Consider the following 12,367-nt stretch of genomic DNA (forward strand, 5'->3'; position numbering starts at 1 on the left):
AACAGCTTGGGCAAGCCACATGCCTAACCCGGCGGCGACGAGAGCCAGACTCAGCCAGTGGAGCCAGGCACTATGCGATGCCGTAGTAAGCAGGATGAGGCAGGCGCCCAGGACGACGAGAAGGCCGGACGCCGCGTCCAACCTCTGGCCCCGAAGGATCCGCCGGATCGCCCCGACCAACGCCACTAGAACCGCGGCCAAGACGAGGGCTGGGATCCACCTCTCCTCCCACATAGCGGAACTGTGGCAGCAACACGCCCGAGGGACAAGAGGCGGTGGTCGACAGCGCATGAGCTGGGCGCCGGCGTTCGACATGCTCCAAGCAACGCAGGAACCGCGCGGATTGCTTCGTCAATCGGGCAGGTGCACCACGACGGATCGCTGGAAGAGTGCGCCGCTCATCCGCCCTGGGATGTCGACGGTGCGGACGTGCTCGAATCCGTGAGCCTCGTAGTAGGCGTGGAGCCGGGTGTTGGTGGTCCAGCAGTTGAGCCGGATCCAGCGGTCTCCCCTCCCCCGGACTTGCACGGCAACGGCACCCAGCAGGGCGGCTCCGTGACCCTTCCCGTGGTGGTTCTCCGCCACGAGGAGGCGGCTGATGTAGGTCTGCGGCTCCTTGACTTCCTCTGGTGTCCAGAGTTCGGTGTCAGGCTCGATCAGCGCCACGACGGCGACGACCTCGCCGTCCACGCACCACCCGACGAATGCGCCGGTGTCGACCTGGTGGTCGATGCTGCAGCGCACCGCGTCGGGATCGACCCCGCGCCGGTACTGATCGGTGCCCTTGTCCGAGAGCCACTCTTCGGCGTGCCGTCGTATCCGGTGGACCAGCTCGCGGTGCGTCTGGTCGAGCTTGACCAGCATCATGCCTCCAGGTTGTACGAGACCTCAACCTGGTCTGCGGCCATCCGCGTCACCAGGTAACGCACGGGCCGGTCTTCGGCATCGAAGCCCGTTCGGGTATGCACGAGCAGAGGGGTCCCCAGTGCCATGCGGAGCTGTTGCGACTCGTCCGCGGTGGGCATCCGGGACGTGATCGTGTCGTACCAGCGAGCTTGCTTGTGGCCGGTGGCGGCGAGCAGTCCGCCTTGTACGCCGACGTCCCGCGGGTCCCAGAACAGGTCGTTGTCGTCGGTGACGAAGGGCGGGAAGTAGGACTCGCTCAGCTGGTGGGGTATCCCGTCGACGCTGCGGACTCGATACCGCGCCTGGATCGGGGTTCCCTCCGGGATCTGGAGAGCCTTGGCCACTTCGGCGGGGGCCTCGATGGTGGTGATCCGCATCTCGTTCTTCGGCTCGCCGCCCTGGGCCCTGATCGTGTTCGCCCACGCGTCGCCGTCGTTGGAGTGTGCGCGCTCCCACTCGCTCATGGGCCATTCCCAGCGGCGACCATCCCGCACGGTCCGCCGGTTGCCCTGACTACTGGTGATCAGGCCCTCGTACTCAAGGGTCGCGAGAGCTTGCCTGATGGTTCCGCGCCCGACCTCGAACTTCTCCACGAGCTCGGCCTCACTGGGCAGCGCCGACCCCGGCGGACCTAGTGACTCCCGTAGGAGTCGGGCGACTCGCTCGTGTTTGTGCTCCGTGGGCATTTTTCCTCCCTTTCGTACTTGACAAGCTTATCCGCCTTGTTCGAACATGTCACTGTCCGACTTGTTCGAACAAGGCGAACGAGACGGACAGTCGCAGCAGGCTACCGGGAGACAGAGGCATGCAGAAGACCGGAGCAGACAGGAAGGGCCCCGCAGGTGCTGGCACACCCACGGGGCCCGGGATCAAACCGCGTACCAGACGAGAGGAACAACGGTTCATGTCCATCATCTCTCTCCAACCTTCGGGTTGGTACGACCTGGACGAGGAGCCCCCGGCTGATGACCGGGAGCCAACGGACGACGAGCTTGCTGCGATCGAGGCTGAGTGGCCGCTGATCGAAGCGGAGCTGGCAGCTCTGGATGAGCAGATCAGGGCGCTGCAGGTGGCGCGGCTCGGGTCGGAGCTGGACCGGCGGCGTACCCGTCGGGCCGAGCGTCGGGTCCTCGCGGCGCGGCGTGGCCTGGCGTCACGTGACGGCGATGACGTGGCGGGGGTGGCCTGATGGGTCGCTCGGCGCGTCGACATCGTGAGTACAACTGGTGCACGTTGTGGGACGGCCGGAAGGTCCTTGCCCGGTGGCTCGATGGTCAGCCGGCGTTCAGGTTCCGTCAGGCGCCGACCGGTCTGGCGACTCGCCGGCAGCTTCGCGAGCAGGGGCTGTGCCCGGGAGGTCAGCCGCCGTACGCGCTGCTGGTCTGGCGAGCGGACCGGGCGTGGGCAGCGCTGTATCGGCTCGATCTGGCCAAGCCCAAGCGAGTCCCGACACCTGCTCAGCGTGCGGCGCTGGCCAAGGCGATGGCAGCACGCCGGACCTGCCGCGAGTGCGGCGAGGACGTCGGCTACTGCGTGCCGACGTCGACCGGCACCTGCTGGAACTGCTTCTGGACGTCCGAAGAGGAGGTCGCAGCATGAGCCGCATCTGTCACGAGCACTGCCCGGCAGGCGAGGCAGCCGGCTGGTTCTGGCTCGCCGCCCTGGTCGGCGCGGTCGGCGGCGCGGTGTGGCTGCTCGGCGAGCTGCTGACCGGCCTGGGCAAGACGGCGATGACCGTCATCGCCGGCACCGGTCTGGTCGTGGTGGGCGTGATCCTCGTGGTCGCGGTACGCACCGCGGTCCGCAACTCCACCTGCGGCACGGCCACCGCGGCCGCCGCGGGGGCGACTAAGTCGCACAGGGGCGCCGAGCACATCACCTGCACCAACACCGACAGCGAACCTGGCGCCAGCGCGGGGTCGACGGACGAAGGGCCGGCGGTACAAGGCGCTTCGGCTGGTCGTCCGCGGCTTCGGCTGATCCGGGGCGGGAGGGCCGCCTGATGACCGATCACAACCGCAACCGGCTGGAAGACGCGCTGCGACAGACCCGACACAACGGCGGCAACGTCTACGCCTTCGCCTTCGGCTACCTCGCCAGCTGCATCGAGCACGCCTACGACGCCGACAGCCTCACCGAGGCCCGCACGCAGCTGGCGGCCGCACGGGACCTGATCGCGCTGATCGACAGCGCACCAGCACCCACCTCGGACCCCGTTCCAGAGGGTGCGGACCCGGACCGGTGCGCCTACTCGAAGTTCTACGGCATGCCGGAGTGGCACGAGCACGACCACGGCGACTGTCGCGACGCCGTGGCCGAGTGGAACGCGAGGGACACCGCCGAGGCAGAGACGGAGGACCAGCCATGACCACAACGACGACGTACGACGGTGCCGGGTCGGTAGCACGGCTCCCGGTGTGGACACCGGCCAAGGACACACCACACAACGGCAACCGTGCCGGGTCTGACCTCCAGGCGTTGAGCACGTGGTGGCGGCGTGCCGCCATCGGCACGGGGGTGCTGACGCTGCTGCTCGGGGTGATTGGCCTGGTGAACTCCTACCAGGCGGTCAAGCACGCTGCGGAGCCGATGTTCGGCTGGCTGGCATGGACGGTGCCGGTCGGGATCGACCTCGGGATCGCGGTGTTCACCGGCCTGGACCTGGTGCTGGCGAAGCTGAACATGCGCCCCGCGTGGCTTCGGCTGGTGCCTTGGTCGCTGGTCGGGGTGACGATCTACCTCAACATCGCCGACGAGGACACCTGGTTCGGCAGGGTCGGCCACGCCGTGCTCCCGGCGCTGTGGGTGGTCGCGGTCGAGGTCGCCACCCACGCCATCCGGACCCATGCCCGACTCACGTCGACCAAGAAGCGGATGGACCGGATCCGGGTGTCCCGCTGGCTGTTGGCACCGGTGCCGACGTTGGGGTTGTGGCGACGGATGGTGCTGTGGGAGGTCCGGTCCTACCCCGACGCCCTGGCCCGGGAACGGGACCGGCTCCTGGCCAAAACCCGGCTGCAGGACACCTATGGCAGCGTCTCGTGGCGGTGGAAGGCACCCCGCCGGGCGCGTGCCCTGTACCGGCTCGGCGAGCTTGCCCCGACCGCCCAGCACGAGCAGGTCACCGCGGCTGAGGCGCCCGTGCGGGACGAGCCGACCGCCGCGCGTCGGCAGCGGCCGGCTAGGGCAGGCCGTAAGCCGGCAGGACGCAAGACCACCAGGAAGCCGGCGCGGAAGCTGCTGGCCGACTACGTGGCCGACGCACGAGCGGTATGGACGCCGGGGATCGAGGTCACCCCGGCATGGGTCCGGTCAGTGACCGACTGCGCCCGCGGCACGAGCAAGGCCGTCGCCGACGCCTTGAGGACCGAGGTGGGCACGCCCGCCGCTGCCGGTAACCGCACCGCTGAGAACGGACGGGAGGCCGGCTGATGACCACCCACGACGAACACCCCAATCGGCACATCGGCGAACACAACTCTGGAGGGTTCATGAACGCCCCGGACGGAAAGCCGGCGAACGGTCCGGCGGACCCGGCCACGAACGACGCACCCGAGGACACCACGAACGCGGACGACCACTCCCTGAACGGCGCCGACGACCGGCCGGTGAACGGTGGCGGGACGGTGGTGCCGCTGCGTCCGAACGGTGTCCGTCGGCTCGATGACGTCCCGGAACAGCGGTCCTCGAAGCACGGCGGTCAGGCGGGCACTGAGCTGGTGCCGGACGACGCGATCACCGGCGCGGTCCTGTCGGAGGAGCAGTCAAAGGCGCTGGACCGCCGGCTTGGCCGGCAGGTTCCTCGGGAGGTCGCCCGCCGCATGGCGGCCGGCTCGGTGCAGGTCGCGAAGGTGGTCAAGGAGTCCGAGCACCCTCGCAAGGCAGGGAAGGCGACGTTGCGGCACAGCCTGACCCTCGTGCAGGGCCTGCAGTCCTGGGTGGTCCGGGCATGGGATGCCTCCACTCTCGGCGTGTACCGGCGTCAGATCAAGGCCGCCGAAGCGGTCGGGAACCAGGAACTGCTCGCGGAGTGGACCGAACGGAAGGAACGGGTCACCGCAGCCCGCCACAAGCGACTGATGGACCTGCCGCAACTGATGTACGGCATCGCCCGCACCACCGTCGGTGCCCTGGCCGCCCTCGTCGTCCTGGTCCTGGTCATCGGGGTGTTCGTGCAGCTGTCCGGCAAAGGCGCCTTCGTCGACGTCATCACCGGGGTGATGGACGCCATCCGCTGGACGATCACGGCGGTCGCGTTCGCGTGGACCCCGTTCATCATGGCCCTGCCCTGGCTGATCCTCCTCGCCGCATGGCGAGAAGGACGCCGCCGCGGACAGCTGCCGATCTGGCTGCAGACCACCGCGGACGCCAACGTGGACACCCTGATTGACGAGACGACGATCGCCAGGGCTCTGCAGGCGCTGCGGATCCCACAGATCACCGCGTATTTGAAGGACGGGTTGCCGCTGCAGTACATCACCCCGTGCCGGACCGACGGCCGCGGCACGCACGCGGTGATCCGGCTGCCCGCCGGCGTCCCGGCCGATGCGATCGCCCAGCGACGTGCGGCGTTGGCGACCGGGCTGCACCGGCTTGCCACGGAGGTGTGGCCCTCGACCGGTGCCGAGGCGGGGATCTTGGATCTGTGGATCGCCGACAAGGGCGCGCTGCAGGAAGGCGCCGGCCCGTACCCGCTCCTCGAGGACGGGTTGGTGGATGTGTTCAAGGGGGTGCCGTTCGGGAAGACGCTGCGAGGGGATCCGATCCTGGCGCCGGTGATCGAACGCAACACCCTCACCGGTGGCATGCCCGGCCAGGGCAAGTCCTCTGCCGCCCGGGCGATCATGGCCGGCGCGGCGCTGGACCCAACGGCTGAGCTGCGGATCTGGGTGCCGGACACCAACTTCGACTTCGAGGCCTTCAAGCCACGCTGCTCCCGGTACGTGATGGGCGCTGAAGACGAACGCATCGCCCAGATCGCCGAGGATCTGCGCGAGCGGTACGCCGAGATCCAGACCCGGGGCGAGTTGCTGGTCCGCTACGAAACCCCGGCCGTGACCCGCGAGCTCGCGAACAAGGACGTCGGTCTGCATCCGGTGTTCGGGCTGGTGGAAGAGGCCCACGTCGCTATCGGTCACCCCGTGCACGGCAAGGACATCGCGAAGCTGCTGGTCGACATCGTGCGCCTCGGTCGCAAGCGTGCGATCCACCTGATCGTGTCCACGCAGGCGCCGACCAGGGACTCCATGCCGCGGGATGTGACCCGGAACTGCTCGAACGGGATCGCGTTCGCCGTTGGGGACCACGTAACCAACGACGCCCTGCTCGGCCAGGGCGCCTACAAGGCCGGCCACCGGGCCACCGAGCTGATCCCCGGCACCGACCGCGGCACCGCCGTGGTCAAGGGGTTCAACGGGGAACGGTCCCAGGTTGCGCAGGTCTACTACATCGACGTCGACCGCGACAACGACCAGATCACACCCATCATCAACCGGGCGCTGGCCGCGATCGAAGCCCGCGGCAACGTCCCCGGCAACGACCGGGTGCGCCAGCTGCCGGAATCGCGGGACCTGCTCGACGACCTGGCCGCCGTCCTCGGGGACGAGCCCGTCCCTGCCGCCGACGTGCCGGCACTGCTGGCCAAACACGCACCCGGCTGGATGCCGTACCGCCGGCTCAACGGCAAGACGCTCCGGCAGCTGCTCGCCAGTGAGTACGGCATCAAAGTCCCGACCACCGGCAACCGGTACCCCGTCGATCCCGTCACGATCCGTGACGCCCAGGTGAGACGGGACACGACCGGGCCGGACGTCGACGACGACACCTGACAGCCACGCGAGTGAGGTCCGTGCCAGGTCCCCACGGACACCAGTTTCGGCCCTCCAGACCGGCCGGCCGGGCCGGACCTCACTCGGCTAACTCCCTAACTCTGCCCAGGTCAGCAGGTCAGCCCCGCTGGCTAACCCCCGAAGTTAGGAACCTAACTCGATCCCGGCGACCTAACCCGCCGAACTAACCCGCACCACCACACCAAGGCGACACCCGATCCGGGTCCTCGCCACGGCACCCCCTACCCACATCCGGCTACACAACGTCACCACGAAAGGCGACTGATGGACCCGGCCACCACCGCCCAACTCACCGACCAGCTCCTCGCCAAGACGACCGAGATCACCGCCGAAGGCGTACTCCTCCTCGCCGGCGCTGGCCTACTCGCCACCGTCGGCTACCGCATCTCCCTCGCGATCCACCCCTACGTCCGCTGCGGCTGGTGCCGAGGCCGCGGCCGCGACTACGGCGAGGTCTACCGCCGAGCATTCGGCGACTGCCACCACTGCAAAGGCACCGGCCGCAAACTCCGACTCGGCGTACGCCTCCTCCACACCGGCCGCCGCCGATAGCCCAACACCCGCAGAGGAGACCACCCCCATGACGCACCCGAACCCCGGCCCAGTGACGACCACCCTCACCGCGGTCATGGTCAGCCACCCCGACCGCCCGACCCTGACCCTCGACCTCGAATACACCCCAGCCGACCCGTGGGCACTCACCCTCACCTTCCACCTCCCACCCGGCATCGACACGGGGTAGCGCGGTGGGTCGTCAGCCGGGACCTGCTCTGGGAAGGGCTGCGGTGGTCATGCGGCGAAGGTGACGTCCGCATCGAACCCGCTGCCCCGATGGTCGCGATCACGCTCCGACCACCCGGCGAGGCAGCCACCGTCCACATGGCCGCCCGCCAGCTGGCCGGCTTCCTCGACCGAACCAACGCCCTCGTCCCACCCGGCACCGAAGCCAGCTACGTCGACCTCGACCGGTTCCTCGAATCACTCCTTTAACAGCCCGTACCCACACCACCGCCCGGCCCCCGATTCCTGGAGGAGCACACCGTGACCGCCCGAGCCGAAGCAGCCCTGTCAGCCGCCGCACGTGGCTGGCACGTCTTCCCGCTACGCCCTTGCACGAAGTGGCCGGCGTTCCCCGACCACACCGAGGACCGCTGCACCCAGCGGGATCCCCGCTGCCGTGACGGGCACACCGGCTGGGAACCCCGCGCGACCACCGACCCTGACCGGATCCGCCGTGGCTGGGCGCGCCGGGCATACGGGGTCGGGATCGCCACCGGACCGTCCGGCCTGGTCGCCATCGACCTGGACGTCCCCAAGCCCGACGACCAGCCACCCCAGGACTGGCAGCTGCCCGGCGTCGTCGACGGGCACGACGTCCTGGCCGTGCTGTGCGAACAGGCCGGCGAGCCGCTGCCGCTCGACACCTACACCGTCGCTACGCCGTCCGGCGGAACCCACCTCTACTACCGGCATCCCGACGGCACGCTGCTTCGGAACACCACCGGAGGCACGACCGGCTCCCTCGGCTGGAAGATCGACACCCGCGCCCACGGCGGCTACGTCGCCGCCCCCGGCACCAGGCTCCCCAACGGCCCGTACGTCGTCGTACGCGACGTCGACCCCGCACCGCTGCCCGGGTGGCTCGCCGAACGCCTCACACCCCGCCCCCTGCCCCCACAACGCCCGATACACATCCAGCTGGCACCGGACCGGCACGGCCGCTACCTGACCGCCGCGATCAACCGGCAGCTCCGCCACATCGCCACCGCCGGCGAGGGCCAGCGGAACAACGCCCTCTACATGTCGGCATGCCTGCTCGGACAGCTGGTAGCCGGCGGCGCCCTGGACGAAGACACCGTGCGGACCGCTCTCACCCGCGCCGCGCTCGATGCCGGACTACGCCCCCGCGAAGTAGACCGCACGATCGCATCCGGCCTCACCGACGGCGCCAAGCGCCCCCGGAGCGTGGCCGCATGAAGTCCGGATGGTGCCTCGCACCGGCCGGCGCGGCGAGCCACCACCGGTGCCCACGCGACTTCCGCAACGGCGACGGATCACCGACCTCGTGCGACTGCCCGTGCGGCCACGACCGTGCGGCCCTCGCCGGGCAGCAGACCCCACAACTCGGCCTGTGGAGGCAGACAGCATGACCGAACCCACCCCCCTGCGCATCGTTCCCCACGGCCGGACACAGCGCCGGCCAGCCTCGCCACCAAAGGAGCGTCGGACTCGGTGGACCGCCGACGAGCTGCTCGCCGTCAACTTCCCCGAGCCTCGCTGGGCCATCCCCGGGCTGATCGCCGAAGGAGTCTCCCTGCTCGCCGGACCGCCCAAGGTCCGCAAGTCCTGGCTCGGCCTCGGCTGGGCCCTCGCCGTCGCCTCCGGAGGCAAGGCCTTCGACAGCATCCCCGTGGAAGAAGGTGACGTCCTCTACCTCGCACTCGAAGACACCGGCCGACGCCTCCAAGACCGCACCATCAAACTCCTCGGCGGCCAGCGGCCGCCACGACGACTACGCCTCGACATCACCTGGCCAGCACTCCCCGAAGGCGGCGACGTCCAGATCGCCGACTGGCTCGACGACCACCCCCAAGCCCGGCTCGTGATCATCGACACCTTCGCGAAGGTCCGTGGCCGCCCCATCCCCGGCATGTCCGCCTACGAAGCCGACTACGCCGCCATCGCCCGCATCAAACGAGTCGCCGACCACTACGGCGTCGCCGTCGTCCTGGTCCACCACACCCGCAAAGCCGCCGCCGAAGACTTCCTCTCCGAGGTCTCCGGCACCAACGGCCTTGCCGGGGCCGCCGACGCCACCCTCGTCCTCAAACGCCCCCGAGGCAGCGCAGACGGAATCCTGCACGTCACCGGCCGCGACATCACCGAAAGCGACTACGCCCTCGCCCTCCACGAAGCCTCCGGTGCCTGGCACCTCCTCGACGGGCCGCCCGAAGAACACACCGTCCACCAAACCCGAGCATCGATCCTGCGCTACATCCGCCAGAACCCCGGCGCCACGCCCAAGACCATCGCCGAAGCCACCGGCCTCAACGCCAACACCGTCCGCCAGACCTGCTCCCGCATGGCCAAAGACGACCAACTCCACGCACTCCCCGGCGGCGCCTACCACCCAGCCAGCACGAGTGACAGCACCGACACCGAGCAACTGTCACAGCTGTCACTCCGTCACCCAACCCCGCCTGACCAGGGAGAACACGAGTGACACCCGCTGTGACACCAGACCCGCAAGTCACACCTCACGGGAGGAGCCGGAATGGACGCGGTACCCACGCTCTACACGGCCGAGGAAGCGGCCAAGGTCCTACGCGTCAGTCAGAGCTGGCTGGAGCGTCAAGCCGCCGCCCGCAGGATTCCCTTCACCCTGCTCGGGGGCTGCTACCGCTTCACCGCCGAACACCTGGCCCAGATCGTGCGCATCTTCGAGTCCTCTCCCTGCTCCGAGTCCAGCCCGACGCCAAGCCCATCGTCCCGGCCCCGGCGCGTCACCCCCACGGGTACGACGACAGGAACCGCACCACTACGACCCCGGCCGCGACAGCAACGGCTCGTCGCATAGTCCCTACGTCTGAATCGGAGGCGAACGAATGGCTTACGCAGAAAAGCGCGGGAACCTGTGGCGTGCACGTTGGCGCGCCCCAGGTGGAACGCTGGAGTCCAAGTCAGGCTTCGCGACGCGGAAAGCTGCAGAGGCTCACGCCAATGACCAGGAGGCAGCGATTCGGAATGACACCTACATTGACGCGCGAGCTGGCCGCATAACGTTGACCGATTGGGTAAATCTCTGGTTCCCCGCGCTCGACTTGGAACCAACGACGATGAACAACTACCGATACATGATCGAGGTCCACATCCTGCCCGTATTCGGCGATCGTGCGCTCATGTCACTTACGGCAGAGGAGATCGCGATCTGGGAAAGAAAACTTGTCGCAAGTGGACTCTCCCGCCGAACTGCACACGACGCGCGCTCCACGCTCACCACCGTTCTGGCCGACGCGATCCCTCGCTACATCCAAGCCAACCCGGCAGCACGGCGACGCGGAAAAGGACGGAAGGGCCAACGACGCATCGCACGAATCGAAAAGCAGCGCAAGGCATGGGCAACGCCACTTCAAGCACTCCTCGTTGCCGAACGGGCAGCAGTTCTCTCCCGGTCTGAAACCGACTTCGTGATGATCTTGACGCTGGCCTACACGGGAATGCGATGGAGCGAGGTTCTCGGCCTTCCGCCGGACTGCATCCATGGTGGCGCACTCGATATCCACTGGAAGCTGTACGAGCTGAACGGCCGGTTCTATCGCGGACGACCTAAGGACGGCTCGATGCGTACGGCCGACCTGCCACCGTTCCTCGGTGAACTGCTCGCCGGACATCTCGAATCGACGCCGGGCCAGACGTGCACGTGCCGAGTACAGGCCGACGAAAACGATGACGTCGACTGGTGCGCTGGATCCGACTACGTGTTCCTCGGACCGCAGCGAGGTCATTTCCGCCGGTCCAACTACAGCGAGCGCGTCATGCGGCCGGTGGCTGACGGCTGGTACCCCGGGAGGAGGGGAGGCAGCCAACGAGCGAGAATGCCGGTCCTCGTTAACGTCGCCGGGCACTGGCCAGGCAAGCCCTTCCCGCCCTGGCCAGCCGCAACACCTGGTGTTGCCGAGTACCAGCCACCAGCCGGGCGGGGACGCCCACGTATCACCGAGGACACTCGACTCGCATCGTGGCTGCCCTTGCTGCCCGGGCTTTCACCGCACGGTCTACGGCACGGTCACCAAACATGGATGGACGAGGTTGGCACGTCCTACGTCCTCCAATCCGAGCGGATGGGACACGAGGTACCCGGCATGCGTGGCGTCTACAGCCACATCAGCACACGCATGCGAACCGGGTTGGTCGACGCACTGCAGGCGCTGTGGGCAGAGTCGCTCGAAGAGCGAGCGAGGATCGCACCCCACTCGGCTGTAGCCAGCTTGGACGCGCTTCTCGCCGATCGACGAGCGTGCTGAAGGGCTTGGCCATGCGGTCCGGGAACTGTCAGCTTGGGAATCGTACGAATCGGGCTGTCTCAGCGGCCCATTCGGCCGGAGCGAGTGGCCTGGAGTGTCCTGGCTGACCCCTGCTTCGCCTCCTGTAATGGCACGCGGATGGCACGACCAGCCAACCGACGAGCAGCGGATTAAGAGGAACCGGGCGGAGTGATCTCGGCCGCCTTGATCACGCTTGTGCGTGGCGACTCCGCGTGCTCGACCTGACCCCAAGGTGGAGGTCGTTGGGGTCAGACTGGGGTCAGGTCGTCATCCGGGGGAGTGCCAGCTTGGAAGATGTGGAAACGTGCCCGGACTGGTTCAGCGCACGCGAGGTTTCGGTGCCTGGAGTGGCCTGGGGTAACCCGTACTCGCCCGGTCTAATGGCCCGTGGGTGGCCCGGCGCTGTCGTATCGCCGGCTCGTAGGGATATCTCCTGCCTTAGTGGTCGAGCTCGTAAGTTCGCCGAGGGGTTGTTCAGGCTGCTTCGGCGGGGACGGTCTCGGCTGCTTGATGTTGGTCGACTCTGGCGAGTAGATCATCGAGGTCGTTTCTGGTGAACTTCCATCG

Annotated in this window: 15 protein-coding genes; 13 read left to right on the plus strand and 2 right to left on the minus strand. The window is 68.3% G+C overall.

The genetic code is table 11. The features are described 5' to 3' along the window. Positions 1–351: 351 nt before the first annotated feature. Both ABNF93_RS31475 and ABNF93_RS31480 read right to left on the minus strand, forming a co-directional pair. Positions 352–867 carry a GNAT family N-acetyltransferase gene (locus tag ABNF93_RS31475; RefSeq protein WP_349331890.1) on the minus strand — a complete coding sequence of 172 codons (516 nt, stop codon included), beginning with the start codon at positions 865–867 and terminating at the stop codon, positions 352–354. After that, positions 864–1,592, minus strand: coding sequence for a GntR family transcriptional regulator (locus ABNF93_RS31480; RefSeq protein ID WP_349331891.1), 729 nt, complete (start codon positions 1,590–1,592; stop codon positions 864–866). Before ABNF93_RS31480 ends, ABNF93_RS31475 begins: the two co-directional genes overlap by 4 nt. Before the next feature lie 218 nt (positions 1,593–1,810). Between ABNF93_RS31480 and ABNF93_RS31485 the strand changes: the two genes are divergently transcribed. From ABNF93_RS31485 to ABNF93_RS31545, 13 genes are all read left to right on the plus strand, one after another. Continuing rightward, positions 1,811–2,095 carry a DUF6284 family protein gene (locus tag ABNF93_RS31485; RefSeq protein WP_349331892.1) on the plus strand — a complete coding sequence of 95 codons (285 nt, stop codon included), beginning with the start codon at positions 1,811–1,813 and terminating at the stop codon, positions 2,093–2,095. Then, a complete protein-coding gene (locus tag ABNF93_RS31490) occupies positions 2,095–2,505 on the plus strand; it encodes an RRQRL motif-containing zinc-binding protein (protein ID WP_349331893.1) in 411 nt (136 codons plus the stop codon). Before ABNF93_RS31485 ends, ABNF93_RS31490 begins: the two co-directional genes overlap by 1 nt. Next, on the plus strand, positions 2,502–2,909 hold the full coding sequence (locus tag ABNF93_RS31495) for a hypothetical protein (RefSeq protein WP_349331894.1): 408 nt from the start codon (positions 2,502–2,504) through the stop codon (positions 2,907–2,909). Before ABNF93_RS31490 ends, ABNF93_RS31495 begins: the two co-directional genes overlap by 4 nt. Next, positions 2,909–3,274: a hypothetical protein gene (locus tag ABNF93_RS31500; RefSeq protein ID WP_349331895.1), complete on the plus strand. Its 366-nt coding sequence runs from the start codon at positions 2,909–2,911 to the stop codon at positions 3,272–3,274. Before ABNF93_RS31495 ends, ABNF93_RS31500 begins: the two co-directional genes overlap by 1 nt. After that, positions 3,271–4,338, plus strand: a complete 1,068-nt coding sequence (locus ABNF93_RS31505; protein ID WP_349331896.1) for a DUF2637 domain-containing protein — start codon at positions 3,271–3,273, stop codon at positions 4,336–4,338. Before ABNF93_RS31500 ends, ABNF93_RS31505 begins: the two co-directional genes overlap by 4 nt. Next, complete coding sequence (locus ABNF93_RS31510; RefSeq protein WP_349331897.1) at positions 4,338–6,734, plus strand: ATP-binding protein; 2,397 nt, start codon at positions 4,338–4,340, stop codon at positions 6,732–6,734. The genes ABNF93_RS31505 and ABNF93_RS31510 overlap by 1 nt, the downstream gene beginning before the upstream one ends. Before the next feature lie 285 nt (positions 6,735–7,019). Next, complete coding sequence (locus ABNF93_RS31515; RefSeq protein WP_349331898.1) at positions 7,020–7,307, plus strand: hypothetical protein; 288 nt, start codon at positions 7,020–7,022, stop codon at positions 7,305–7,307. 28 nt (positions 7,308–7,335) lie between these two features. Beyond that, entirely contained in the window at positions 7,336–7,497 is a 162-nt protein-coding gene (locus ABNF93_RS31520; protein WP_349331899.1) for a hypothetical protein, read from the plus strand. Then, positions 7,446–7,745 carry an SsgA family sporulation/cell division regulator gene (locus ABNF93_RS31525; protein ID WP_349331900.1) on the plus strand — a complete coding sequence of 100 codons (300 nt, stop codon included), beginning with the start codon at positions 7,446–7,448 and terminating at the stop codon, positions 7,743–7,745. The genes ABNF93_RS31520 and ABNF93_RS31525 overlap by 52 nt, the downstream gene beginning before the upstream one ends. Positions 7,746–7,796: 51 nt before the next feature. Next, complete coding sequence (locus ABNF93_RS31530) at positions 7,797–8,732, plus strand: bifunctional DNA primase/polymerase (protein WP_349331901.1); 936 nt, start codon at positions 7,797–7,799, stop codon at positions 8,730–8,732. Between the two features lie 169 nt (positions 8,733–8,901). Continuing rightward, positions 8,902–9,978 (plus strand): AAA family ATPase, encoded by a 1,077-nt coding sequence (locus ABNF93_RS31535; RefSeq protein WP_349331902.1) that lies wholly within the window; start codon positions 8,902–8,904, stop codon positions 9,976–9,978. A 51-nt stretch (positions 9,979–10,029) separates the two neighbouring features. Next, positions 10,030–10,332 carry a helix-turn-helix domain-containing protein gene (locus ABNF93_RS31540; protein ID WP_349331903.1) on the plus strand — a complete coding sequence of 101 codons (303 nt, stop codon included), beginning with the start codon at positions 10,030–10,032 and terminating at the stop codon, positions 10,330–10,332. A gap of 28 nt (positions 10,333–10,360) precedes the next feature. Further along, complete coding sequence (locus ABNF93_RS31545) at positions 10,361–11,779, plus strand: tyrosine-type recombinase/integrase (protein ID WP_349331904.1); 1,419 nt, start codon at positions 10,361–10,363, stop codon at positions 11,777–11,779. Positions 11,780–12,367: the final 588 nt, after the last annotated feature.

The organism is Actinopolymorpha sp. B9G3, assembly GCF_040120725.1.
Classification (GTDB): domain Bacteria; phylum Actinomycetota; class Actinomycetes; order Propionibacteriales; family Actinopolymorphaceae; genus Thermasporomyces.